The sequence below is a fragment of the Parabacteroides sp. ASF519 genome (assembly GCF_000364265.2).
GTDB lineage: Bacteria > Bacteroidota > Bacteroidia > Bacteroidales > Tannerellaceae > Parabacteroides > Parabacteroides goldsteinii.
This window is the reverse complement of the sequence record NZ_AQFV02000006.1, coordinates 1,571,880-1,598,135: the sequence shown is the minus strand read 5'-3', so window position 1 is coordinate 1,598,135 and position 26,256 is coordinate 1,571,880. Positions and strand designations below refer to the sequence as shown.

At 44.4% G+C, this 26,256-nt stretch carries 18 protein-coding genes and 3 tRNA genes; 11 read left to right on the top strand and 10 right to left on the bottom strand.

Features of this window, described 5'->3' with window-relative positions; genetic code table 11:
• Positions 1-15: 15 nt before the first annotated feature.
• The 3 genes from fimD (at position 16) to C825_RS06255 (ending at position 5,198) form a co-directional block, all read left to right on the top strand.
• Positions 16-2,010: a fimbrial tip adhesin FimD gene (fimD, locus tag C825_RS06265; protein WP_010801861.1), complete on the top strand. Its 1,995-nt coding sequence runs from the start codon at positions 16-18 to the stop codon at positions 2,008-2,010.
• Positions 2,011-2,022: 12 nt separating this feature from the next.
• On the top strand, positions 2,023-4,167 hold the full coding sequence (locus tag C825_RS06260; RefSeq protein WP_010801860.1) for a FimE-like fimbrial tip protein: 2,145 nt from the start codon (positions 2,023-2,025) through the stop codon (positions 4,165-4,167).
• A gap of 182 nt (positions 4,168-4,349) precedes the next feature.
• Entirely contained in the window at positions 4,350-5,198 is an 849-nt protein-coding gene (locus C825_RS06255; protein ID WP_010801859.1) for a BRO-N domain-containing protein, read from the top strand.
• Positions 5,199-5,213: 15 nt separating this feature from the next.
• Here C825_RS06255 and C825_RS06250 read toward each other — a convergent pair.
• Positions 5,214-5,285 (bottom strand) — tRNA-Arg (locus tag C825_RS06250).
• Between the two features lie 71 nt (positions 5,286-5,356).
• Positions 5,357-6,082 (bottom strand): DNA repair protein RecO, encoded by a 726-nt coding sequence (gene recO / locus C825_RS06245; RefSeq protein ID WP_007655187.1) that lies wholly within the window; start codon positions 6,080-6,082, stop codon positions 5,357-5,359.
• A gap of 89 nt (positions 6,083-6,171) precedes the next feature.
• Between recO and C825_RS06240 the strand changes: the two genes are divergently transcribed.
• The 8 genes from C825_RS06240 to C825_RS06205 all read left to right on the top strand — a co-directional run bounded on the left by C825_RS06240 (position 6,172) and on the right by C825_RS06205 (position 12,613).
• On the top strand, positions 6,172-6,561 hold the full coding sequence (locus C825_RS06240) for a DUF2721 domain-containing protein (protein WP_007655188.1): 390 nt from the start codon (positions 6,172-6,174) through the stop codon (positions 6,559-6,561).
• A 132-nt stretch (positions 6,562-6,693) separates the two neighbouring features.
• A tRNA-Glu gene (locus tag C825_RS06235) sits at positions 6,694-6,765 on the top strand.
• A 41-nt stretch (positions 6,766-6,806) separates the two neighbouring features.
• On the top strand, positions 6,807-7,061 hold the full coding sequence (gene rpsT, locus C825_RS06230; RefSeq protein WP_010801858.1) for a 30S ribosomal protein S20: 255 nt from the start codon (positions 6,807-6,809) through the stop codon (positions 7,059-7,061).
• Between the two features lie 9 nt (positions 7,062-7,070).
• Positions 7,071-7,142 (top strand) — tRNA-Glu (locus C825_RS06225).
• A 187-nt stretch (positions 7,143-7,329) separates the two neighbouring features.
• Positions 7,330-9,285 carry a DNA topoisomerase (ATP-hydrolyzing) subunit B gene (gene gyrB, locus C825_RS06220; protein ID WP_007655190.1) on the top strand — a complete coding sequence of 652 codons (1,956 nt, stop codon included), beginning with the start codon at positions 7,330-7,332 and terminating at the stop codon, positions 9,283-9,285.
• A 95-nt stretch (positions 9,286-9,380) separates the two neighbouring features.
• Positions 9,381-11,159 (top strand): gamma-glutamyl-gamma-aminobutyrate hydrolase family protein, encoded by a 1,779-nt coding sequence (locus C825_RS06215; RefSeq protein ID WP_010801857.1) that lies wholly within the window; start codon positions 9,381-9,383, stop codon positions 11,157-11,159.
• 24 nt (positions 11,160-11,183) lie between these two features.
• Entirely contained in the window at positions 11,184-12,179 is a 996-nt protein-coding gene (locus C825_RS06210; RefSeq protein WP_010801856.1) for a M20 family metallopeptidase, read from the top strand.
• A gap of 8 nt (positions 12,180-12,187) precedes the next feature.
• Entirely contained in the window at positions 12,188-12,613 is a 426-nt protein-coding gene (locus C825_RS06205) for a SufE family protein (protein ID WP_010801855.1), read from the top strand.
• Positions 12,614-12,676: 63 nt separating this feature from the next.
• Here C825_RS06205 and C825_RS06200 read toward each other — a convergent pair whose 3' ends face one another.
• The 8 genes from C825_RS06200 to C825_RS06165 form a co-directional block, all read right to left on the bottom strand.
• The gene (locus tag C825_RS06200; protein WP_010801854.1) at positions 12,677-14,566 is read right to left on the bottom strand and encodes a RagB/SusD family nutrient uptake outer membrane protein; all 1,890 of its coding nucleotides are present in this window, start codon (positions 14,564-14,566) and stop codon (positions 12,677-12,679) included.
• Positions 14,567-14,585: 19 nt separating this feature from the next.
• Entirely contained in the window at positions 14,586-17,888 is a 3,303-nt protein-coding gene (locus C825_RS06195) for a SusC/RagA family TonB-linked outer membrane protein (RefSeq protein WP_010801853.1), read from the bottom strand.
• 678 nt (positions 17,889-18,566) lie between these two features.
• Positions 18,567-19,166 (bottom strand): ribonuclease HII, encoded by a 600-nt coding sequence (rnhB, locus tag C825_RS06190; RefSeq protein WP_010801852.1) that lies wholly within the window; start codon positions 19,164-19,166, stop codon positions 18,567-18,569.
• A gap of 19 nt (positions 19,167-19,185) precedes the next feature.
• The gene (locus C825_RS06185; RefSeq protein WP_010801851.1) at positions 19,186-19,587 is read right to left on the bottom strand and encodes a VanZ family protein; all 402 of its coding nucleotides are present in this window, start codon (positions 19,585-19,587) and stop codon (positions 19,186-19,188) included.
• Positions 19,588-19,597: 10 nt separating this feature from the next.
• Complete coding sequence (locus C825_RS06180) at positions 19,598-20,812, bottom strand: aminotransferase class V-fold PLP-dependent enzyme (RefSeq protein WP_007655212.1); 1,215 nt, start codon at positions 20,810-20,812, stop codon at positions 19,598-19,600.
• Between the two features lie 149 nt (positions 20,813-20,961).
• Positions 20,962-21,750 (bottom strand): glycoside hydrolase family 16 protein, encoded by a 789-nt coding sequence (locus C825_RS06175; RefSeq protein ID WP_010801850.1) that lies wholly within the window; start codon positions 21,748-21,750, stop codon positions 20,962-20,964.
• 24 nt (positions 21,751-21,774) lie between these two features.
• Complete coding sequence (locus tag C825_RS06170; RefSeq protein ID WP_010801849.1) at positions 21,775-23,376, bottom strand: YfcC family protein; 1,602 nt, start codon at positions 23,374-23,376, stop codon at positions 21,775-21,777.
• Between the two features lie 23 nt (positions 23,377-23,399).
• Positions 23,400-26,066, bottom strand: a complete 2,667-nt coding sequence (locus C825_RS06165) for a glycoside hydrolase family 2 protein (RefSeq protein ID WP_010801848.1) — start codon at positions 26,064-26,066, stop codon at positions 23,400-23,402.
• Positions 26,067-26,256: the final 190 nt, after the last annotated feature.

Genomic DNA, 26,256 nt, shown 5'->3' with positions numbered 1-26,256 from the left:
AAGGAGAAAAGGGTTATGAAACGAAATAATATCTACATCATTCAATTGATATCGGCACTGGTCCTGCTGTTCTCTTCCTGTAGCCAGGAGGAACTGATGGACCAGCCGGAGGCTGTATCCGGTTCCGGCAAGATAGCCCTCCGGCTATCCCTGTCGCAACCGGCCGTCACCCGGGCCGATACGGAAGTTGGAGAAAATGATCTGAATGAAAACCTGATCAAGACACTGGACGTTTTCATTTACAGGGAAGATCAGGAAACTTGTTCTTTCTACGAGCATATCACCCCTTCTCCGGAGCAGACAGGAAGCGGGGAATATACCGCAACACTGCATGCTACGCAGGATCAGTTTGTCCAGAATGCAACTTATAATACTTATGTGGTATCCAACTATTCCGGGAGCATACCGGCTGACGGACTTAGCCGCTCAGACCTGAAGGCATTGAATGTATCATCATTGAACCCCGATAAAATACAGGACAGTTTTCTGATGGACGGTACTGCCGCCAATATCCTGAATGACGGACGTGTCGTTAACAAGGAAATTGCAGTCTCACTGAAACGGGCAGCATCAAAAATCAGGGTATCGACAGCCTATACGAACAGCTTCTCGGCTTTCGCCGGCGGAACCATCAGCAAAAAGCTGTTCCAGTACGCAACAAATACCTCCGTACTGGAAAACGGTAATCCGGTTGTTCCTCAGTTACAAAGTATGTCCGGTTTTACCGGTATTACCCCCGGTACGGGAACAGATAAAATTGTTGTCTATTCCTATCCGAACGACTGGAGCCTGAAGAAACAGAATGAAACCTATCTGATAGTCAACATCCCGGCAACAGGCCCTGATGGCAAGGAGTATGCACAGAACTATTATAAAGTGCCTGTCAACTTCCGTATTCCGGCCGATGATACGGCAAATCCATCCGAAGAACAGGAGGCTGAACGTAATGCAATATACAGATTAGAACGCAACCACCTGTACGACATAACAGTTCTGGTAGACCAGCCGGGATCACCCACTCCTGAGACTGCAATCGAGATCAGTGCCAATTATGTGATAAAAGACTGGACAACCAAAGAGGTGATCGTTGCAGTGGAAGGTTTCAACTTTATCTATGTAGAGGATACAAATATAAAGTTACCTAACAGCACTAAATTTACAACCACGTTCCAGTCATCCACACCGGATGTCGAAGTATCTGATATAGCTGTCAATGGCAAGGAGATCGTAAACGGCAGTGAAGGAGTTTTTATCAACTATTCGCATAATGTAAAAACCGGTGATATCATCATAGTCAGCGCATTACCTGAAAACTTCGTTGCCAAAGAGATCACTTTCATCGTAAAAAACGGCGTAGGTCTGACACAGAAAGTAACGGTTTTACAATATCCCGCCTTATATATAGGCTCTGATATTTCCGCCGACGCACCGGACGGTAGCCAGGGGCAGAACAATAATAAGATGTTCGTGATCGGTTCTTTCGTTGCCGACTTCTCTTCCCTACCCGATCCGGATGAGTTTGACGAAGATTTCGGAAGCGGATACACCCATTATGCAGCCAATCCTGCATTAGGTAAATCATATGCGGAATACATCAGAAACAATGCCGTATTAGGAAATCCGCTGACAGACAGCGAGGGCCAGACCATCGATACGGAAGAAAACAACCGCCGTATATCGCCACGTCTTATGCTGGCATCCCAGCACGGGGTGACAACGGCAGACAGCTATACGAACTCAAGGGATAAATGCGCAGCATATGTGGAAAACGATGCCACCACCAATGAAAGGTATTCGGATTGGCGTATGCCTACCCTGGCTGAGGTCTATCTGATCGATGTACTTCAGAATATCAAGGTGGCAGAAGTAAAAAAGATCTTGGAAGGTAGCTGGTACTGGAGTGCCAGGGCCAGTTCTGCCGTACAGTTCATGGACCCCAGAGTGGGTAATACAAATTCTTTCAATGCACTGCACTCGTCAGTTCGTTGTGTCAGGGATGTTAAATTCTAAAATAGAAATGTTATGAAAAATGTTATCATATATTTAATGGCTTCACTTGCATTGTTCGCCTGTCAGAATGAACTTGAAGTGGAGAAAGCAACGAAACCGGGCAAAGAGCTTTTGCGGGTATCGGTAAACATCCCGGAATATAGGATTGCCACACGTGCGGCCTCTTTCGAAAACAACCTCTCGGATGTCTGGTTGCTGGCGTTCGACCGGAACGGACTGTTCCTTGAACGTGTTCAGGCAACCGAACTGAACAGCGGGGAGGCAGACGGTGTAGGCAGCGGTTCTTTTAAAGCAGAAGTACCCGAAGAAACAGGGATCATCCATGTGGTAGCCAACTACGACAACTGGTCTTCCTTCAACGACAATGCTTCCCTGCAAAAAGATGAAAAGGAAGTAATGCCTTCTTTATATGGCAATAAAATGGTTTTCTGGGGAAGAAGCGAAGTTACTTCTTCTTCTTTATCCGTGACACTTTTCCGTAATCAGGCCAAAGTGACGGTGCAAAACGAAGCATCCAACTTTACGGTTACCGGTTATGCGCTCGGCAATATGGCAACCAGCGGTACTGTTGTGCCGTTTATGCCGGAGATGACTCCAAACCCGTTCATCATACAGGATAATGCCACCACGTTGCCTCCGGGTACGCTCTCTAAAACAAGCCAGAGCGATGCGGACTGCAACCTGGAAGCCAAATATATGTTCGAGAATCCTAACTACTTCAATGACCAGTCTTATCTTATTATCAAAGGCCACCTGGAAGGAGGAGGTCCGGAACTGTATTACAAAATACAGTTCCTGGACACCGATAAAAAACCTTATACGATCGTCAGAAACTTTCAGTATAAAGTCATAATCAATTCATTCAGTGACCAGGCTAATGGTAGTACGACTTTTGCGGATGCCAAAAATTCGGAAGTATCCAATAACATCTATGCCGAAGTCTTCAAGGATTCACCCTCTATCTCCGACAGCGACAATAACCGGCTGACGGTAAGCAGGCTGAATTTCCTGTTCACACAGGGTGGCACGCTGAACGTTGCAGCACATTATACGGAAAACGAAGTGCTGAACGATAGCAAGATCAGTGTCTCGGTACAGGAAGACAGAGGTAGTATCATCAGCAGCCTGTCGTACGACGGTAACGGGAATATCACAGCCCGTGTCGCCAAAGTTTCAGCCGGCCAAAATGAAGCGACCCTATTGGTGAAGGCGGGGGAACTCTCCCGTATAATCACTGTTACTTCCAGTACATTATATAGTTTCGACCCGGCCGCCTTATCTCCTGAATTATATACCGGCAAAGATCAGGATATGACTTTATCATTCCGCATACCGGATGTTATTCCAAACTATCTGTATCCTTTGAAATGCGAAGTGACGACAAAGTACTTGTATCCGGTAGAGCCGAACAAGAACCTGGAAATAGCATTCGAGGACGGCGTCTATAAATATGTATACTGGGTATACAGCCCCGGCATTAAAGAACTGAGTTTTAAAACAAGCCTGGACAACAGCAACGAGACAATAACGATAGAGAACGACTATTTCAAAACGGCTGAAGTCAAACTGATATCGCGTCAGTTTGAAGGAGTATCTGTCAATGGAAATAACATGGTAACCTATGGAACAGGCAATTCTGCCACCCTCAAATTTACCATTCCCGAATATCCGGATTATCCTCCGACATATCCGCTGATTGTATTTATTGCAACAAAGAATTTGACTACGTCTCAGGCAGGCTGGAATGCCGTAAACGGTGGGTATAGCTATACTTACAAGACGGCACCAACCGGAGAGCAGACCGTTCAGTTCAAATCGGTCCAGCCTGACAGCCGTGAACAAATAGTCATCAGTGTTCCGGGATTCAGCAATGCAACTATTGCGGTTGACAATTACTTGGCTGCCAATATCGGTGTTTCGGGAGAATTGCGTGCCGTCTATAACGGACTGACATACACACTCCAGAGTCGTTCCGCAACATCATCCAACACTAGTATTATCAATAATTTCACAACCAACAGGAGTAGTATGTATAACATCACCGTAAAATCCGGCAACAAACTTTCGGATACGGTCACAATAACCTGTTACGGTTATACCGGTTCATTTACAGTAGGAGAACTGCTTACAGGAATGCGTTTAAATTTATATCAATAAAAGGGAGAAAATCCGGGATGGATTTTCATTACTGGTTAAGTGAGAGAAGGACTGTACAAGCATATTTACAAGTATGGTCCTTCTATATTTTAATTCACAATTTCTTTACTATATGAATTATTTAATCTATTTTTGTCCACATAAATAAATATACCATTTAGCAACCACTTACAAAACAGACTATGACAAAAAAAGAAGCAATCAAAATTTTTGAGGAAAAGAAAGTCCGCACCCTCTGGGATGACGAAACTGAAGAATGGTACTTTTCAATAATCGATGTGATAGCAGTCCTAACGGAAAGTGATAATCCCCGCAAGTATTGGAGCGTATTAAAGACAAGGCTTAGAAAAGAAGGCAATGAAACGGCTACAAATTGTAGCCAGTTGAAAATGCCTTCACTTGATGGTAAAATGAGATTGACAGATGTAGCGACTACCGAACAACTTTTTCGCCTTATCCAATCTATACCTTCTCCCAAAGCCGAACCATTCAAACTTTGGATAGCCCAGATTGCCAAAGAACGATTAGATCAGATGCAGGACCCGGAACTATCCATCGAACAAGCTATGATGGATTATAAACGTCTCGGATATTCCGATAGCTGGATAAACCAACGATTAAAATCCATCGAAATCCGCAAGGACCTAACCGATGAATGGAAGAAACACAATTTACAGGAAGGCATACAATTCGCAACACTTACTGATATTATCTATAAAACGTGGGCAGGAAAAACAGCCAAAGAGTACAAACAATTCAAAGGATTGAAAAAAGAGAATCTACGGGATAATATGACAAATACGGAACTTGTTCTCAATATGCTAGCAGAAGCGGCAACAACAGATTTGTCAAAAGAAAAGGACCCCAAAGAATTTCAGGAACATGCAAACATAGCACACCAGGGAGGAAAAGTTGCCCAAGTTGCCCGTGAACAACTAGAAAGTCAACTGGGACATTCCGTCGTTTCACCCCTCAATGCAAAAACGACACTCGGATTGAATAAAGAAAACAAAAAAGGCCATACTTCCTAAAAGTATGGTCTTTTGTACCCCCGAGCAGAATCGAACTGCTATCTAATGTTTAGGAAACATCTATTCTATCCGTTGAACTACAGGGGCAACTTTATATAAAGTGGGGGCAAAAGTATAATCTTTTCTGCAAACTGGCAAGTATTCAGGCAGTAATCTGATCAATCAAAGAGACTTTGCATAACGGAGAGGGATTTTATTTCCGGAAAGTCCGGCAAATGCAGGCGATAATATTCAACGATACGATTGATAACTCCGACCCTATCCTGACGGGAAAAAGAATACAACGACATATTCTCAAAGCTGATTTTCAAGAGGCGGGCAAAGACCTGACTCTCTTCCCGGTTCAGATAATGCCGGTGCATGGGAATGCGATCCACAAAGACACCGTTCTGCATATCGAAATAACAACCCGTCGAATACGAATCGGCATTCGGATAAATCCCCATATAATGAAGCAGGCGGAGCAGGAACACCAGATGGAAATTTGCCACTCCCTTATCGGCATACTCTAACAAGTGGATGGATTCATATAAATAATCGAACAGTCGCTGGTCAGGCTCCGTATCCTTTACTACCCGGAACAATACTTCCGCCAGGAAAAGCGCCAGCACATTCTTGACCGGATTACAAAAGACTTCAGTCAGCGGATAACACAACTTCGTCTCACGAATCCGGTGCAGGTCACGCTTATTCAGATGCTCCACCTCCATCTCTAAAACCGAAAGGGGCATAAACAGCGCCCTGGAAACAGGCGACTTCTTTCCACGACTGCGCGCCACCAGATAAGAAGTACGACCGAACGCCTCCGTATACATATATATAATAGAGTACTTATCGTTATAGGGGATGGCATGCAGGACGATCCCGCGTGTTTTACATAACATATCTTCCGTTCTTTATCGGATACAAAGATACAAAACAACAAACTATTTACGATATTTGCAGGTTATAATACTATAAATACATTTGAGTTATGTTAGATCTTACTACCCCGTCGCTTTTGTTTTCAGCCATATCATTAATATTACTGGCCTACACCAACCGTTTCCTGTCGTACGCCAGCGTGGTCCGCACATTGAAAGAAAAACACCAGCAGACACACGATCCGAAAGATATTGCACAGATTGCAAACCTCCGCAAACGGCTTTACCTGACCCGTTCGATGCAGATACTCGGGATACTCAGTCTGCTCCTTTGCGTAATTTCCATGTTCTTTATCTATATTTCATGGCAAATCATTGCCGCCTGGATATTCGGTGTCGCACTGCTGCTACTGGCCGCTTCCCTATGCGTATGTATCTGGGAAATAAACATTTCCGTCAAGGCTCTCGAAATACATTTACAAGACATAAGTTCTAAATAGAAGTTAAAACAAGAATATCTATTAAATTTTCCATTGAAATGTTTTGGTAGTTCAGGGAGAACATCTATCTTTGCACTCGCAATCGGGAAATCAACAACCCCAGAGCGCTGAAAGTGAGAACTTTGACATGATGGCCCATTCGTCTATCGGTTAGGACGCAAGATTTTCATTCTTGAAAGAGGGGTTCGATTCCCCTATGGGCTACAATAAACAAGATTAAAAATTCAATAAAGAATAGCTAAGAAATGGCAAATCACAAGTCATCAATCAAAAGGATCAGACAGACCAACGCAAGACGTTTACATAACAGATACTATGCAAAAACTGCTAGAAATGCAATGCGTGTTTTGCGTGCTACTGAAGACAAAAACGAAGCTCAGGCTCTGTTACCGAAAGTGTGCTCTATGTTGGATAAGCTTGCTAAGAAAAACGTTATTCACAAGAATAAAGCTGGCAACCTGAAATCCAAATTGACAAAGCACGTTAACAAGCTTGCATAAGGATATTTCGGCCCATTCGTCTATCGGTTAGGACGCAAGATTTTCATTCTTGAAAGAGGGGTTCGATTCCCCTATGGGCTACTTTACAGAAGCAGTCGGATCAATTGTGATTCGACTGCTTTGTTTTTATACCTCCCGTCACGCTTTCTCCGCCCTGCTTTTTTTGCTATTTTCACTACATTTGTACCATCTAAGTCAATTATTTTCACTACATTTGTTAGCATTTTTAGATATATAGAAATTTAGTGATTTTAAAGGATAGAAACTCATGAGTGAAGAAATGAAGAATACTTCCGGGGAATACTCTGCGGACAGTATTCAGGTACTTGAAGGGTTAGAAGCAGTACGAAAAAGACCTGCCATGTATATTGGCGATATCAGCGAAAAAGGTCTACACCATTTGGTGTATGAAGTTGTTGACAACTCTATTGACGAAGCACTAGCCGGATTTTGTTCCCAGATCGACGTAGTTATAAACGAAGATAACTCTATCACAGTAACGGACGACGGCCGTGGTATACCGGTAGGTATTCATGAGAAAGAAGGCAAATCAGCCCTGGAAGTAGTATTAACCGTTCTACACGCCGGTGGTAAATTTGACAAAGGTACTTATAAGGTATCCGGAGGTCTGCATGGCGTGGGTGTTTCCTGTGTGAACGCACTTTCCACTTATCTGAAAGCAGAAGTCCGCCGTGAAGGTAAAATCCATATGCAGGAATTTTCCTGCGGTAAACCGTTGCACGACGTGGAAGTTGTCGGTACAGCCGATACGACCGGAACAACTATCTCTTTCAAACCGGACGGCAGTATCTTTACGGTTTTGGAATATAAATATGAAATATTGGCTACCCGTTTACGCGAACTAGCATTCCTGAACGCCGGTATCAGTCTGACACTGACTGACAAACGCGTAATAAAAGAAGACGGTTCCTTTAAATCGGAACTGTTCCGCTCGGAAGAAGGATTGAAAGAATTCGTCCGTTACGTAGACCGTTCCAAAGAATCCCTGATTCCTGACGTTATCCATATCGTTACAGAAAAGCAGGGTATTCCTGTTGAAGTAGCCATGACATACAACACATCTTTCAACGAAAGCGTGTTCTCCTATGTAAATGATATTAATACAATTGAAGGTGGTACACACCTCGCCGGTTTCCGTCGTGGTCTGACACGTACACTGAAGAAATATGCTGAAGACTCCAAGTTGCTGGAAAAAGCAAAAGTAGAGATCCAGGGCGATGACTTCCGCGAAGGTCTGACAGCCGTTATCTCTATCAAGGTGGCCGAACCGCAGTTTGAAGGACAGACAAAAACAAAACTGGGTAACAGTGAAGTGACCGGTGCCGTAGACCAGGCCATCGGAGAAGCATTGGGTTATTATCTGGAAGAACATCCGAAAGAAGCAAAAATCATCGTCGACAAGGTCGTTCTGGCCGCACAGGCACGTCAGGCTGCCCGTAAAGCACGTGAACTGGTTCAGCGCAAATCACCGATGACCGGTGGCGGTCTGCCCGGTAAACTGGCCGACTGTTCTTCGAAAGACGCTGCTATCTGCGAATTATTCCTGGTCGAAGGGGACTCGGCAGGTGGTACGGCTAAACAGGGCCGCGACCGTGTGTTCCAGGCTATCCTGCCGCTTCGTGGTAAGATCCTGAACGTAGAAAAGGCGATGGACCACAAAGTGTTCGAAAGTGAAGAAATCCAGAACATCTTCCGTGCAATGGGTGTTACTATCGGTACAGAGGAAGATCCGAAGGAATTGAACCTGAGCAAGCTCCGCTACCACAAGGTTATCATCATGACCGATGCCGACGTGGACGGAAGCCACATTGCCACATTGATTCTTACTTTCTTCTTCCGCAGAATGCGTTCCTTGATCGAAAACGGATATGTTTACCTGGCTACTCCTCCCCTTTACCTCTGTAAGAAAGGTAAAGTAGAAGAATACTGCTGGACAGAGCAACAACGCCAGGCATTCATCGATAAATATGGTGGAGGTAACGAGAACCAGATCCATACACAACGATACAAAGGTTTGGGAGAAATGAACGACCACCAGTTATGGGATACAACCATGAATCCTGAAAACCGTACGTTGAAGCAGATCACGATCGACAGCGCAGCAGAAGCAGACCAGATCTTTGCCATGTTAATGGGTGAAGAAGTAGGTCCGCGCCGCGAGTTTATTGAAGAGAATGCAACTTACGCAAATATTGACGCTTAATCAGCGGACAATTAACAATAGACAATTGACAATTTATTAGCGACTATCTATAATTGTCAGTTGTCAATTTCAATTGTCAATTAAAAAGTATAGTTATGAATTATCAAGTCCGTCGTCCGAGTTTAGAAGCCTTATTCAGGGAAGTTGACAATTTCAGTCCGAAAAAAGAAAAACTTCAACCTCCCCGCATAGGAATATCTTCAAACCGGAAAGACGGACTTTCCTGTATAGCCGATACCTATGTGCAATCCGTACTGAAAGCAGGAGGAGCCCCGGTGCTGATCCCTGTCATTACGGATATGGAAGCACTTACGGCAATCGTATCCGGACTGGACGGACTGCTGATGAGCGGCGGCGGAGATATCAACCCACTTTATGTCGGGGAGGAACCCGTTCCGCAATTACAGGACGTGGATACTTTCCGCGACGAGTTCGATCTTATCTTGCTTAGGCTGGCAACTAACCGCCAGTTACCCGTCATGGGTATTTGCCGCGGCCATCAACTTATCAACGTAGCCTTCGGCGGTTCCATATATCAGGATATCCATTCGCAACACGAAGCCAGGTTGTTCAAGCACAGCCAGACAATGCCGCGCGAACAGGTTTCTCATTCCGTACGGATCACTGACACTTCTTCGCGCCTGTTCGATATATTAAAGAAAGAACCGGATATATTCGTCAACTCTTTCCATCATCAGGCAGTCAAAGATATCGCACCCGAATTTAAAGAAACGGCAGTTGCCCCGGATGGTATCAACGAGGCCATGGAGCATCCCGAAAAAGAGATTTTCAGTGTGCAATGGCATCCCGAAGCAATGGCTGCCAACGACGACGAACTTATGCTCGAACTGTTCAGGCATCATGTGGAAATGGCCCGCCTGTTCAAGGAAGCCAAACGCATCCATAGCCGGAACGTCATACTCGATTCTCATACGGACACACCGATGATCTTCCCCGGCCAGTTCAATATCGGACTGAAAGAGGGAGGCAAAGTTAACCTGCCGCTGATGGAAGAAGGAATGGTCGACGCTGCGATCATGGTCGCTTATATCCCGCAAGGCAAACGGGATGACGAATCATTGCAGCAGGCAACCGATTTTGCCATGAACCGGTTGAACGAGATTCATCGCCAAATGGAAATTAACCGCGGCAGAATGAACATCGCCCGGACTTCACAGGAAGTATGGGTAACGAAAGATGCCGGCAAGAAAGCAATCATGTTGGGTTTGGAAAACGGTTATGCCATAGGTAAAGACATTCGAAACATAGCCCGTTTCAAAGAGCTGGGCGTCAGCTATATCACGCTTTGCCACAACGGGAGCAACGACATATGCGACTCTGCCCGCGGAGATGCAGAATGGGGCGGACTAAGTCCTTTCGGAAAAGAAGTGGTTGCCGAAATGAACCGGTTGGGCATCCTGGTAGATGTGTCGCACGCTGCCGAAAGTACCTTCTACGATGCGTTGGAAATCAGCACCCAACCGATCATCGCTTCACATTCTTCGGCACGCGCCCTGTGCAATCATCCGCGTAATCTGACGGATGACCAACTGAAAGCACTGGCCGAAAAACAAGGCGTAGTACAAGTATGCCTTTATAAAGGCTTTATCAATGAAGATGCTGAAAAAGCATCGCTTACCGATGCCATACGCCACATTAATCATATAGCGGACCTGATCGGTATCAACCACGTGGGCATTGGCTCCGATTTCGACGGCGACGGCGAACTGATCGGATGCCGTGCAAGCAACGAACTGATCAATATCACCCTGCGCCTTCTGAAAGACGGCTACAAGGAGAATGATATTGCAAAGATATGGGGAGGCAACCTGCTGCGTGTCATGTCACGTGTACAGTCGGCCTATAACGGATGATAATAAAGAAATACTAACAGATATATGATGCACGTTTTGTATATAGCTCTATTTGCTTTTTCATTGCTCGCCTGTAGCCAGGCAAAGAACCAGCAACAGGAAGTAACGACAGTCAGCCAGACGCCAATGACAACAACGCCTTCTTTCAATGCCGACAGCGCCTATGTTTTTGTTGAAAACCAGGTAAAATTCGGCCCGCGCGTACCGAACACCGATGCCCATAAAGCATGCGGCAACTATCTCGCCTCCGAACTGAAACGTTTCGGGGCCAAAGTATACGAACAGGAAGCCATGCTTACCGCCTACGACAATACCGGACTGGAAGCCAAAAACATCATCGGCTCTTTCAACCCGGAAAACAATAAACGCATCCTGCTCTTCGCCCATTGGGATTCGCGTCCTTATTCCGATCATGATCCCGATCCGGCCAATCATCGTAAAGCGATCGACGGAGCCGACGATGGAGCCAGCGGTGTAGGAGCCTTGCTTGAAATAGCCAGGCAGATCGGGCAAAAAGATCCCGGAGTAGGTATCGACATCATCTTCTTCGATGCGGAAGATTACGGTACTCCGGAGTTTGTAGACGATTATAAACCCGACACCTGGTGTCTGGGTACCCAGTTCTGGGCAAAGAATCCGCACGTACCCAATTACCGCGCCGACTTCGGTATCCTGCTGGATATGGTCGGAGCTAAAAACGCCACTTTCTTCAAGGAACAGACTTCCTTGAGCAAGGCTGGCAACATTGTGGAAATGGTATGGAGCACGGCACGCAACCTCGGATATGGTAGGTATTTCATTAATGCCACAGGCGGCGCCATCACCGACGATCACGAATATGTGATCAAAGGACGCAATATCCCTTGTATCGACATTATCAACTACGACCCTGACAGCAAAAGCGGTTTCGGTTGGTACTGGCATACACAAAAGGACAATATGGAAAATATCGACCGCGAAACCCTTAAAGCGGTAGGGCAAACGGTACTGGAAGTAGTATATAACCGACAAAAGAAATAATACAAACAATGACTATCAACGAACTTCAGGATAACGTTATTGAAGAGTTCTCAGCCTTCGACGACTGGATGGACAAGTATGCGTTGCTGATCGATTTAGGCAACTCACTTCCCCCGCTGGAAGAAAAGTATAAAACAGAAAGTAACCTGATCGAAGGTTGCCAGAGCCGTGTATGGCTTCAGGCAGACTACGAGGACGGCAAAATTATATTCAAAGGCGAAAGCGACGCTGTGATTGTAAAAGGTATCGTATCCTTACTGATCAACGTCCTGTCCGGCCATACTCCGCAGGAGATTCTGGATACCGATCTTTATTTCATTGAGCAGATCGGATTGAAGGAGCACCTTTCCCCTACCCGCTCAAACGGCCTGGTGGCTATGGTCAAGCAAATGCGAATGTACGCACTGGCCTACCGCACAAAAGAACAAGGATAATTCAAACAAAAAAGGTATGCCGACAACCGCGACATACCTTTCTACTATTTCAAATAATCCTTCTTATTCAGTGATTTCGGTACCATAATACGACCTAAGCTCATCATTAGACTTAAACACATAATAAGTCGTCGGATTCGTATACGGATTATTATAATGGAAGATGGCAGGATTAGCATTCAATTCAGCCTGGTTCCAGCCCGGAGTCCAACCTACATAGGCACCATCCATATCAATACAGTGCTGATAACGTTCACAGTTGGAACCTTTGTAAGCACGGTGGATACCAACTTCCAAACGTTTAGCATCAAAATAATTAATTCCCTCACCCCAGAATTCGATACCTTTCTGGAAAACATATTCATCCAGGAATGCGTCGGCAGTAGTTGCTGTACAGGTATAAGCGGAGTTACGTGTTTTCACAATATCCTCCAATGCTTTTGCTGCCGCAGGTACTCCCGATGTATGAAGTGCTGCCTCTGCTTTCAAGTAATACATTTCCTCGATACGCATGATCGGATAATCGACTGCACCACCGACAGTATGAGTACGATAGTCTCCATTATGCGGACGGAATTTCATATTTACATACAACCACGGCCATGACTGGAAACCGTTAGACGAATTGATACGTGCACGAATCCATGAGGCAGAACTGTTGTACTTATATTGATATTTATCAGGACCGAATCCAGAATAATCATCACTCCAATCGCTTTGAGTAGTACTTGTACTTACATCGTTCAATGCCCATTTGTTATTAATAAACTTGCCATCAGCATCTCTCTCCACTAAATACGGCTCACCCTCTTTCTGGTTTTTCGATTCATAGAAAAAGCTGGGGTCCAACCATGATTTCTTACGGAAGTCGTTATCCGAAAGGCGCTCGTACCATTTACGATCGAGTGAACGACCGACACGCCAACCATACACACTGAAAGTCGTTTCCGTTCCGAAGATCATAGCAAAAGAGAATGACTGATTGTTTCCCGTAGCAGCAGTGGTATTACCTTCGGAAATAGAAGTAGCCCACATCCATGAATTCTGAGAGTTACGATTGTTAAAGCCATTAACCGGATCGGTCCATTCTGCTTCCGTCAATGGAGTACAACCGGCTACAGAAATAGCCTTATCTGCATATTCACCGGATTTCTGCCAATAGGATGCTTCGTCTTTATAGGTAGCGGATGTTTTCACACGAGAAGCCAGATTTGCATATGTACGGGCATACAAACCATACACAACCGCCAGGTTCGGCTGGGTTTTATCAGTACGGGTATATCCGCTCAGATATGTTTCTGCCTGCTGCAAGTCACTCAGGATCAAATCATAGGCTGCATCCACTGTTGCACGCGGATTATTGGAAGCCTCTTCCGATGTTGTCTTCTCCGTTACAATAGGTACACCCAAATTCGTCAAGTCATTTTCAGGACTTACATAGCTGTAACGGCTATCGGTCGGTTTCTTGTATTCCATAATCTGAACCAGATCCAGATAATAAAGTGCACGGTAAGCGTAGCTGACGCCCAGATATCCCTTTTTCGTATCATCCAAATCGTTCACATCGATCATGCCGATAATATCGTTTACATTCTTGATATAAGAATAATAGAGATAAGAAGGATACAATCCACGATTGGAACCGGTAGCACTGATCGCTCCATAGCAATAAGCGCCCATGGTGTTATACCCATTCGCTCCGGAACAGACAAACTGGGTCGTACTATGTTCAAGCATGGCACGCATACTACCATACGAAATCATTTCTATACCACCGTCATCATTTATATACCCGCCCATTGAAGTATAAATAGAGTTGACCATCCCTTGTAAAGCCGATTCCGATGCTTGAATCTGGTCATTCAACACATATTCTGTCGGCAATGTTTCTTCGATACAGCTACTTAACCCCAGAAGAGCCGCAGCAGCCAATAAAATCTTATATTTCTTCATGATGTTTTCTTTTTAGTGTTTAGAATGTCAATGAAATACCACCTGAGATAGTACGTATCGGAGAATAAAGTTCCGGATTACTGTATCCTTTCAATGTATAGCGAGGATCGAATCCCTGGCGTGCAGAGAAGTAGAACAGGTTTTCTCCCGAGAAATAAACACGTATATTCTGAACATTGTACTTCTGTGTCAGACTGGAAGGCAATGTATATCCCAGATTAATATTCTGGATATTCAGATAGCTTGCGTTAGTAATGAAACGGTCTGAACGCGGATTCTGTGAATACTTTTCTGCAAACTGCAAACGCGGAATATTTGAACCTGTATTCTCCGGCGACCAGGCATTCAAGATGTCCTTATGCCAAGTTGTAGACGTAGTGGTGCTGGTGTGCATCAATGTCTGATAAGTATAATCGTAAGCCTTTCCACCCAATTGATAGTTCAGGTTGATAGAGAAGTCAAAACCACGATAGGATAATGAAGTACCCAAACCACCATAGAAAGAAGGAAGAGCATCACCAATCAGATAATCGGTTGCCTGACTTGCATCTTTGGTTGTTTCCTGTCCTGTGACATTTCCTGCCTCATCAAGAATATCTTTATAGAATAAAGACTCTCCTGTTTCAGGATCCAAACCGGCAAATTTAGGCAAGTACCAAGTATACAGAGAAAGACCTTCTGCCACAAAATATTTGTACTTGGATACAAACGATTTATCCAGATTGACATAACCATTATGTCCGTCTACCTTTGTTGTTTTGATTGCATCCGGTAAAGTCAATACTTTATTCTTTACATGAGAAATATTGAAGTTGACATCCCATTTGAAATCCTTATTGCTGATCAGAGTTCCCTGCAAAACCAACTCAATACCGGCATTACGCATATCACCCAAGTTAACGAAATAACTGGTGTAACCAATAGAAGGAGGTGTATTCAGAGAAAACAACATATCACTGGTTTTCCGATAGAAATAATCCAGGCTACCGCCCAAGCGCCCGCCGAAAAGATCAAATTCTGTACCTATATTCCAGTTTGTATTGGTTTCCCAAGTAATATCACCGGAACCTTTCTGACGCCACTGGTAAGCAGCCTGATCATCATTATTTACCACTTTGTAAGAATCGGCATACAAATAATCACCGATATTGTCGTTACCCTGAGAACCGACAGAAGCCTTCAGCTTCAAAGAGTTCACCCAAGGTGCGTTAAAGAAAGCTTCTTTAGAAATAAGCCAGGCACCACCGACAGACCAGAAGTTACCCCAACGGTGTTCTTTCGCAAAACGTGAAGAAGCATCACGACGATAAGATACCGAACCGAAATACTTCGCATCGTAATTATACATAGCACGGAAGAAGTAACCTTCATTATTATAAGAATTTGAATAAGAATATGGATTATTATTCAAATTCAAAAGAGTAGCCAGTTCACGTGTTCCATCGATTCCGAAATTACGTCCGGAAGCACTCAATGATTCATATTTGTAATTATAATATTCATGACCGACCATTGCTCCGACATCATGTTTACCGAACTGCTTGTTATAATTCAACAACTGTTGCGTATTATAAGTGAAAGTGCGGTAAGAAGCTTTCGACAAGTAGCCATTATCAGAAGAACTGGTATAGTAATCGACAAAAGGACTGGTTGCATAGGTATAACGACGATCATAATCATATGCATTGGCATTAAACGTGAAGGTCAGATCCTGAGTCAGATTAATATCTGCATAACCACTGGCAATAAAAGAGTTACCGGTCGTTTCATCAGAACGATATTTGTTTGAGAAAATACAGTTACCTCCCACACCGCCTGCACGAGTCAGATCGTAAGCTTGTGCAAAGTCATACATTTTCTCTCCCCACTGATCGATCATGATATTCTTATTTGCATCCCGGAGGTAAACAGGATAAATGGGAGCTTGGCTCTTTATGGTGCTCCAGATAGTTCCAGTACCGATTGTACCTTCGGATGTCTGACTGTAATTATATTTTGTATAGTTGAAGTTTGCACCGACTTTCAACCATTTTTTTGCCTGGTAATCCAGCTTTGCACGTGCTGTTAAACGTTTTTGCATGGAGCCTTCCTGAATACCGTCCTGATCCAGATATCCTATAGATGTATAATAGTTTATACGCTCGGAAGCACCTGATACCGATACGTTATACTCTTGACGGAAACCGTTCTGCAAACCGATCTCTTCCCAGTCATCGGCCTGCAACCAGAATTTTTGTCCATTATAATCATATAGAGCTCCCATGGTCGCTCCCGGATTCATTACACCACCCTGTTGGATAAAGTCTTGCCCTTCGGGAACCGTATATATCATATAACCCGGGCCGACACCACTGGATGAGTTTGTCAGATGTTGATTTGCCAAGGCATGGGCATCTGTTGCCGACATAGAGCCTCCCGGTTCAGTTATATAATAGTTATATAACATCTTGTAATAAGTTTCGTAGAACTGCTGGGCGTTTGTCGTCTTATAATTCTGGAGACCATTCGAGTTAGCACCCCATTTGGCATCAACAGAAACTTTTGCATCGCCATTTTTACCCTTCTTCGTGGTAATCATGATAACGCCATTGGCACCACGGGCACCATACAATGCATTGGAAGCTGCATCTTTCAATACGGTCATCGACTCGATATCGTTCGAGTTTATCAGGTTCAGGTCACCATCGAAAGGCATACCGTCAACAACGATCAAAGGTTCTGTATCTGAGGATATTGAACCAAAACCACGAATTGTTATAGAAGGAGAGCTACCCGGTTGTGAAGAAGAATTGCTTAACTGTACACCGGCTACACGCCCAGCCAAAGCCTGGGCCGGGTTCGAAACCTGCGCTTTCAGAAGGTCGTCCGATTTCATTATGCCGGCAGAACCGGTAAAGGCTTCTTTCGTACTTTTACCGAAAGCTACAACCACCACTTCGTCCAAAGCCTGGTTGTCTTCCTGTAATATGATTTGAATATTGTTTTTATTTCCTGGTTTTATAGTTTGGGTTACAAAGCCTACATAAGAGACTTGCAATGAACCGTTAGCTTTGACGGACAATTCAAACTTTCCATCCATATCTGTCATAATACCATTAGTGGTACCTACTTCAACAACACTGGCGCCAATTACCGGTTCCCCGTTTTCATCTTTAACGACACCTGTCACTTTGCGGGTATTCTGATTTACCGATGCTGCTTCCTCTATTGCTACGGCTTTCCGGATATCAAGGTCTGAAAGATTGCTTTCAGCCGCCATGGTCAAATTAAGACAAAACAAAGGAATGGCCATGCAGGCAACTTTCTTTGTGTAATTATTCATAACTTAATTAATTAACGATTAGAACTTGAATAAAAAAACTATTCACGGATTAGGTTAAAAGGAACGATCCTTCTATCTCCTCTACTAGCTGCTATTGTACCTCATAATCAACCTGGAATAAAAGTTAGACAATTTTATATAGACTTTTTAGATGTATATATCTCCCTCTGCACAATACAGAAGACAGGAACTTTTTAGCGTTTTTATACCACAACAAACAATTAGCGTTTTTTTTCTAAAAATCAACAACAACAACAATATTCTATATGTATCCAAAGAAGACAATCCAACAGCAAACTATCAGATCGAGTTACCTGCATATTTTATCAAACTAAGTTTTTCAAAATATCAACACTAGTGGTATTATTAACGTAGTTCACATAGGACTAGGTTTTAAGAACGATGCAAATAGTATATTTTGCAAAAAGAATATACTTTGATGCAAAATTAATAAATATGGCATAAATTACTTCTTTCTTGCAGAAAAATCCTTTATCTTCTTAAAACCTAGTCCTATGTGAACTATGTTAAAAAAATAGTCCAAAGAGAGCACTAAACACTTTTTGGTTATGGGAATAACAGATCATAACCATTCATCTGAACGGCCAGATCATTCACCTCAAAATGCTTTACAAGTCAAGGCTTACCCTCTTAAAAAGGAAGGATGAAGAATAAAAACTAAAAATTCAATGTTAATTGTTCCGGTAATAAAGTAAATGTTTTACGGTGATAAGGGGTAATTCCGATCGTACGGATTGCTTCACGGTGGGCTTTAGTGGGGTAACCTTTATTTTCAGTCCAGTGATAATCCGGATACTCTTTGGCAAGTTCATCCATATAATCGTCACGATAAGTTTTGGCAAGGATGGAGGCAGCGGCGATACTCAGATATTTACCATCCCCCTTCACCACTGTCGTATGTTTTATATCGGGATAAGGAGTAAAGCGATTTCCATCGATCAACAAATGCTCCGGTCTTACCTGCAACTGGTCAATGGCACGGTGCATAGCCAGAAAAGAAGCCTTCAGTATGTTTATCTTATCAATTTCTTCAGGAGTAACGATGCCGACAGCCCAGGCTATTGCCTCTTTCTCTATAACAGGACGCAAGGCATACCGTTTCTTTTCGCTCAACTGTTTGCTGTCATTCAAATCATCGTTCTTGAAATCAGGCGGTAAAATAACAGCAGCGGCAAATACCGATCCGGCCAAACATCCGCGTCCGGCTTCATCACATCCGGCTTCTATCCGGTTCGCTTCCAAATAAGGTAACAACATAGCGTTTTATTTGTATGAATCAATTTACTATCTTCTTTTTTATCATCCAGGGGCGCAACACGAAATAAGAGAATAAGGTTGCCAGTACAACTCCTGTGATGTTTGCCAGAAAGTCAAACCAGTCGCCTCCCCGATATGACGTACAATATTCCTGCAATAATTCAATCGCCCCGCTCATCAGGATCGGACAAAGCACGGCACCTATCCAGGCATGCCACAAGACCTCATCATATTTCCGGTGATTACGTAAAAACTCGATCCAAAGCATACCGGACAATCCGGCATACATACAAATATGGACTACCTTGTCTATTCCCGGGATCTTTCCGATCTCCACTGAAGGCGGCTTGAAAAACGACAGATAAATAACAACCAGAATGATTGTCAAGGATATTGGATATTTCTTCAGGTAATATAACATAGACTACTTATTAAAACATTTTTCTTACACGTTCTACCCCGGCTGCAAAAGTATCGATCTCCTCTTTCGTATTATAAAAGGAGAAAGAAGCACGCACGGTTCCTTCAATGCCTAAAGCCTGCATCAGCGGTTGGGCACAATGGTGACCGGTACGCACGGCAATTCCCAAACGGTCGAGCAGCATCCCCATATCATAATGGTGAATATTGCCTACCAAAAAAGAAAGGACCGCCCCCTTATGGTCAGCCTGCCCGAAAATACGCATCCCTTCGATTGCATTCAGCTTATCAGTCGCATAACGTAACAGTTCGTCTTCGTAAACGGCGATATTATCCATCCCCAAACGGTTGACATAACGCAAGGCTTCTGCCAAAGCCGTACTACCGATATAATCAGGAGTACCGGCTTCAAATTTAAACGGTAATTCATTGAATGTCGTCTTCTCGAACGAGACAGTCGCGATCATTTCGCCACCCCCTTGGTAAGGAGGCAGTTTATCCAGCCATTCTTCTTTTCCGTACAACACACCGATACCGGTAGGCCCATATACTTTATGACCGGAGAATACATAGAACTCAGCATCCAGATCCTGCACATCAACCGCTAGGTGAGGCACAGCCTGCGCACCGTCTATCAATACCGGCACATCATGGTTATGCGCTTCCTCAATTATTTCTTTCACCGGATTTATTGTACCCAGCACATTCGAGACATGGGTTACGGAAACCAGCTTCGTCCGTTCCGAGAAAAGTTCACGGAACTGCTCCATATCCAGTTCCCCCTTTTCATTCATCGGGATCACTTTCAAGGCTATTCCTTTGCGGGCCGCCTGTATCTGCCAGGGGACGATATTGGAATGATGCTCCATAACAGAGACAATCACCTCATCGCCAGCCGACATACATTCGTCGGTGAAGCTGGAAGCTATCAGATTAATTGCCTCCGTTGTTCCGCGTGTAAAAATGATTTCGTTGGAAGAACGTGCATTCAGGAATGATTGTACGGTTTTACGTGCCTCTTCATGCGCTTCGGTTGCAGCCTGGCTCAGAAAATGCACTCCGCGATGGATGTTGGCATTTACATTATAATAACCGCTTTCTATCTTTTCAACCACACACCGGGGCTTCTGCGTTGTAGCACCGTTATCAAAGTAAATGAGCGGTTTATCGTATATCTTATGTTCCAGTATTGGAAAATCTTTCCGGATAGACTGTATATCTAACATAGCTCGTGTATCTTTAGTCGTATAACAAACGCCAAAGATACGATGTTTATTTTAACAACGGCGATTTATTCATTTATACAGATATAAGAATATAAAAAAAGCCTTTCGTTTCTACGCGAAAGGCTCTCTTGTACCCTATGAAGTCATTTTTATTGCTTTTGATAGAAGCGAACCCAGTCGATCTCCATTTCTACCGGCAGATCTTCCGGATCAACGGCACCTACCCAACTACCGCCTAGCTGCATATCCAGCAACAGATAGAATTTACCGTCATTAAAAGGGAACTGCCCTTCCTTATCCGTTTCAATCCGGGGATAGGCAAACGTACGGGTTTCATTTATGAAAAACACCAGACTATCCGGATACATTTCTACTGTGTAGGTATTAAAATCATCCGGGTTGATAAGTCCCGTGCTCCCCTGTTTCGGATTATCTTTAATGCCCAGATCGAAAGTATAATGGGAATGGACTGTCTGATAAGCGATACTATCATTGTTCAGACGCTCCATAATGTCGATCTCACCTCCGCCGGGCCATTTACCATCCTGGGGCAGTAGCCAGAAAGCAGGCCATGCGCCGGTCGCTCCGTTCAGCTTTGCATGAATTTCCAGACGCCCGTTAGTAAAGCCTACTTTATCCTTTGTATAAACACCACCAGTTATATAGGCTGCCGTATCGTTCGGCAAACTGTGATTAACTAAGCCGCGCAATACCAACTTCCCGTCACGCATAGCATAGCAGGAGTCAAAATCGGACATATAGTTATTCCAGTCGGATTTGCCACGAGGGATCTTACTCCATGAAGCGGGATCAAAACTACCGGTCTGATCGAAGTTATCTTCCCAAACCAATTTCCACTCAGCAGGTGAGGGTTTACAACACGGTAAGGCAATCATCAGGCCCAAGCAGGCCAATAGCCCTAAAAAGTTCTTTCTCATATTGCAGTATTTTAGAATAAGTGATTAGAATCCATCCAAAGGTATTAAAACTGTAGGAATTAACAATAACATTCCCAGCAAAATAAACAGGATAAGAATGCGGAAAAACCACTTCACCCATATTTCATAAGGTATACGAGCCAATCCGAGCGCCCCCATCAAAACACCGGAAGTAGGTGTGATCATATTGGTAAACCCGTCACCGAACTGGAACGCCAGCACTGTTGCCTGGCGGGAAATACCGATCACATCCGAGAATGGTGCCATAATCGGCATAGTCAATGCCGCCTTCGCCGAACCGGAAGGGATAATAATATTGATCGTAGTCTGGATCAGGTACATAACTCCGAGGGAAGCAATCTTTCCGGCCTCTCCCATCAAAGTTGCCATACTATGCAGGATCGGATCGATGATGCGCCCGTCCTGTAGTATCTGGATAATCCCGCCCGCCAGTCCGACTACCAGTGCAGCCGAAAGCATATCTTTAGCTCCGGTCAGGAACTGGCTGATGATCCCGTCGGCTCCCTCGTTATTGGCAAACCCGGACAACAGTCCCATAGCCAGGAAGATAGCCGATATTTCCATCAGATACCATCCATACCCCATTACTCCTACTACCAGAAAGACAATAGTATAGCCCAATAAGTTCAAAATAAAAAACTGATTTGACTTGCGCAGTCCCAACCAACCGGTCAAAGCAAAAAGGGCGGTAAACACCGGTACTGCCGGAAAACTCACAGCACTCTCTCCTACTTCAAATGTGGTAGAAGGGTAATAGATCGAAAAGCCTGTCAATGAAAGCAATAACAACAGGTAGACAACCCAGGCAGAACGCGTCGTCTTTTCTTCCTGTACCTCTTCGGAAGCAACTTCTCCCTTTTCCCGCCAGTAGGCATCCGCCTCATACATAGGAGACAGTTTCGGATTTTTTTTCACCTTCGCCGCATAACGGAGAACGATAACGATCAGGATAGAAGTAAGTACCACCCAGCAAAACAACCGGTAACCGAAACCGGAGAACAGCGGCAAGTCAGACAATCCCTGCGCAATCCCGATTGTAAACGGATTCAGTATAGCACCTGAAAAACCGACATGTGCCGCCACATAAACCATACAGAGTCCTGTGATGGAATCATACCCCATCGATATGGCAAGCGGCACAATGATGATGACAAACGCAAGCGTCTCCTCACTCATGCCGAATATGGCTCCGAACAAACTGAACAGGATTATAATCAAGGATATCACGACATTATTCACTCCAATCATCCGGAAAAAGCCATATTTCTCGACCTTACGCGAACTACGCAAGAAAGATAGTATCCCGGTATCGATCGCCCGGCTACTGTTCATAATCTGGAAAGCTCCCCCGATAATCAGCAGGAAAGCTATGATGCCAGCCTGTTTCTCGAATCCTTCCAGCAACACACCGAAGACCTGCCAGCTCTGCGGAGCGGGATCGACTGCATGAAAGGAGTTATCTACAATAACCGTACGTTCGGTACCATTGACAACCCGTACCTCCCTGGAGTATTCGCCGGCAGGAATGATCCAGGAAAGAGCGGCACAGATCAGGATTACAACAGATATAATTGTGTAAGTATGCGGTATCTTATTCAGTTTCATTCGTTCTTTTGGATTAGAATTGCTTATCTCTGTTCTCCGAACTCAGTCTGCTGTCTTTCCACCTCTTTCAGTTTTAAGGCATTCACTTCTTTTTGAAGACGTTCGACTTCGCGTTCGGCCGATGATTTGCTCATTTGCATATCTGTCTTGCCGGTTACAGTCAGAGGAATAAGAGCGGCCTCCGATTGGTTATAGAGTAACGGATAAACGGCCGGGGCACTTTCCAGTTCAAGTTCTGCGCTGATCGGCATCTGGGAGCCTTCCATCAGGACACTGGCTATGACTTTGATCTTCCCCGGTTTCAAGGTAGACTGTACCAGTACCGGAGCTGTTCCCCATTTTACTGGAGCCGGATTTGCCATCACATCGGAACCTCCCAGGATACGTCCTTCACCTTCGATATGGAACTTGATAAAGTAATTGTTCAGCCGCTTGATATTGCCTTGCTTATCGGCTACGGCGGCAACAACTGTTACAAAATCAGAGCCGTTTGCTTCCAGGTTCGTCCCTTCGTTATCCATCCAAAGCAATAGTTTCTCAGGACGGCGGGCAGGTGTTACTTTATGGGTAGCAACTACTTTTCCGTCTATCAGCCCTTCAGCCAGCAGATAAACATCGGCTTGTTTCCGTTCTCTCGACAAGGCTTTATCTATCATAAAATCATAAACATCGGGGAAAGTGATAACGGGCGAAGGCATCCCCTTGCGGTTCTTATCCTTCTTATAAGTATATGTTTTTCCTCCTTTGTTGTAAGTCAGCCGCACCTCATCGCAATTGGAATAAACAACCACGTCTTTTCCTGAGAACGGCGTCATTTCGTGGGCAATAAAAACCATCGGACCCGTTTCGGCAATCAGACCGGTCTTCACTGGCGGACGCTGTGCCATAAACATATAATAAGAGAACTTAGGCTGGCGGAATACATCCATGATTCCTCCGTAGAAAGGATCCGGATGATAACCACGCTGATGATCGAACGAATGCCACAAACAACCACCCATATGCTGGCGGGAAGTCTGAAACAAAGCGTCATAGCTGGTATAAGGATAAGATGGAGAAGCATAATGTTGTGCCTGTACCAGCATGGCCTGTTCACCCCAATTGCGGGCAACACGGCTGGGTGAATTATGTGAATTCCAGTCGTCTACGTTATCTCCCCATTCACGGGTGAAATAGGTCTTCGAATCATCCGATTGTTTCAAAGCCCATTCCGCATCTGCATTCCGGGGATGGGTAAAGAGCACCGGAAAGACTTCATGACCGCGTGCTTCACTATCACTGCCGCAATAGCAAGAAGGATAAGGATATTCGGCATGCACGATATCATTGGTGTTTTTGGCAAAGTCTGCCGGATACCAGGTCTCATTCAGGATCGGTTCCCAAAGCCATACCGAAGGATGGTTACGGTCACGACGCACCAGATTACGTATGTCACTGTAAACACGTTGCGCAAACTCAGGCGCATCGTTCCAGAATTGCCAGCCGGGAGTATTCACAATAACGAACAACCCCAGTTCGTCGCAAGCATCCATAAAAGCCGGGTCTTGCGGACAATGGGCGTTACGGATCACTTCCATACCAGTATCTTTCAGCTTTTTAGCATCACGCCAATGGATACTGTTTGCCACAGCATTGCCCACAACGGCAAAGTCTTGATGACGGTTAGCCCCGATCAATGGTTTTTCATAAGGTTTGCCGTTCAGCCAAAAGCCGTCTTTCCCTTTAAACTCAATGCTACGGATACCGATACGGCGACGATAGCCATCAATCACATTCCCTTCTTCATCACGGATACGAACCAACAGGTTATATAATGCAGGAGAAGAAGGACTCCATAGCAATGGATCCTTCACCAACAGTTTATCCGAACTTGTCACAGCCTTACCCGCTTTTATCCTGATCTTATTATTCAAAAAAGCCACCTGTTTGCCATCCGGTTGTTGCAATTCATATTCTACCACACCGGTAAATGCTTTCTTCGTTTCGTTACGAACCTGTATTTTCAACAAAACTTCGGCCGAAGCATCCGAGATCTTGTCGAAAGCGACGAACAAACCGCCTCCGGCAATCTCATTCTCATAATTCGGGTCTGTGATAAAGATATTGTTATGGGCTACCAGCCAGCAGTCGCGGTAAATTCCTCCGAAATAAGTATAATCCAATACATCCTGTGCTTTTCCGGGAGGATAGGAAGGATCGTCGCTATTGTCGGTCCAGACTGCAATCACGTTATCACCGTTCCAATCCAGTACCTCTGTCACATCCACCACTACAGGCAGATAACCGCCAAAATGCTCCGTCAACTGTTTTCCGTTCACAAACACTTTACTCTTACCCATGATGGCTTCGAAATGCAGGAACAGCTTTTTCCCTTTCAAAGCGGCATCCGGTGTGAAATGCTTGCGGTACCAGGTTTCTCCCTGATAGTTGACACAACCGCTGGCTTCTGTCGGCAGGTATTCGATGCCATGTGGTAAGGAAACTACCGTCCAGTCTTTATCATTAAAATCGTTGGCTTCTGCACCAGCCAGACCTCCTTTATAGAAACGCCAAGCCGGGTTCATTGAGAAAACCTCCCGTCCGGAATTATCCATCCGAAAGAATCCGGCAGTCGAGAACTCCGGTTGATGTGCTGCCCATAAAGGAAGACAGCAAAAAATCGATATAAGATAAATAATTAGTTTATTCATTGTTAATAATTTATATATGTTCAAATGTAGTGATAAAAAAGATATGTGGATAAATACATATATATTATTTATAGATATATTGTATAAATCCACATATCCTTATAAATTTTAGTTTAAGAACTAATTTGTTCCATGCTTGCTACATTACCACTTCCGTGTTTGCTACATTACCACTTCCGTGTTTGCTACA

What these genes read in the sequence shown, in the direction of transcription:
- C825_RS06185 (WP_010801851.1), bottom strand. Translation starts at nt 19,587, where the DNA reads ATGTTATATTACCTGAAGAAATATCCAATATCCTTGACAATCATTCTG.
- C825_RS06255 (WP_010801859.1), top strand. Translation starts at nt 4,350, where the DNA reads ATGACAAAAAAAGAAGCAATCAAAATTTTTGAGGAAAAGAAAGTCCGC.
- C825_RS06195 (WP_010801853.1), bottom strand. Translation starts at nt 17,888, where the DNA reads ATGAATAATTACACAAAGAAAGTTGCCTGCATGGCCATTCCTTTGTTT.
- C825_RS06165 (WP_010801848.1), bottom strand. Translation starts at nt 26,066, where the DNA reads ATGAATAAACTAATTATTTATCTTATATCGATTTTTTGCTGTCTTCCT.
- fimD (WP_010801861.1), top strand. Translation starts at nt 16, where the DNA reads ATGAAACGAAATAATATCTACATCATTCAATTGATATCGGCACTGGTC.
- C825_RS06215 (WP_010801857.1), top strand. Translation starts at nt 9,381, where the DNA reads ATGAATTATCAAGTCCGTCGTCCGAGTTTAGAAGCCTTATTCAGGGAA.
- rnhB (WP_010801852.1), bottom strand. Translation starts at nt 19,166, where the DNA reads ATGTTGTTACCTTATTTGGAAGCGAACCGGATAGAAGCCGGATGTGAT.
- C825_RS06205 (WP_010801855.1), top strand. Translation starts at nt 12,188, where the DNA reads ATGACTATCAACGAACTTCAGGATAACGTTATTGAAGAGTTCTCAGCC.
- C825_RS06240 (WP_007655188.1), top strand. Translation starts at nt 6,172, where the DNA reads ATGTTAGATCTTACTACCCCGTCGCTTTTGTTTTCAGCCATATCATTA.
- recO (WP_007655187.1), bottom strand. Translation starts at nt 6,082, where the DNA reads ATGTTATGTAAAACACGCGGGATCGTCCTGCATGCCATCCCCTATAAC.
- rpsT (WP_010801858.1), top strand. Translation starts at nt 6,807, where the DNA reads ATGGCAAATCACAAGTCATCAATCAAAAGGATCAGACAGACCAACGCA.
- gyrB (WP_007655190.1), top strand. Translation starts at nt 7,330, where the DNA reads ATGAGTGAAGAAATGAAGAATACTTCCGGGGAATACTCTGCGGACAGT.
- C825_RS06175 (WP_010801850.1), bottom strand. Translation starts at nt 21,750, where the DNA reads ATGAGAAAGAACTTTTTAGGGCTATTGGCCTGCTTGGGCCTGATGATT.
- C825_RS06210 (WP_010801856.1), top strand. Translation starts at nt 11,184, where the DNA reads ATGATGCACGTTTTGTATATAGCTCTATTTGCTTTTTCATTGCTCGCC.
- C825_RS06180 (WP_007655212.1), bottom strand. Translation starts at nt 20,812, where the DNA reads ATGTTAGATATACAGTCTATCCGGAAAGATTTTCCAATACTGGAACAT.
- C825_RS06260 (WP_010801860.1), top strand. Translation starts at nt 2,023, where the DNA reads ATGAAAAATGTTATCATATATTTAATGGCTTCACTTGCATTGTTCGCC.
- C825_RS06200 (WP_010801854.1), bottom strand. Translation starts at nt 14,566, where the DNA reads ATGAAGAAATATAAGATTTTATTGGCTGCTGCGGCTCTTCTGGGGTTA.
- C825_RS06170 (WP_010801849.1), bottom strand. Translation starts at nt 23,376, where the DNA reads ATGAAACTGAATAAGATACCGCATACTTACACAATTATATCTGTTGTA.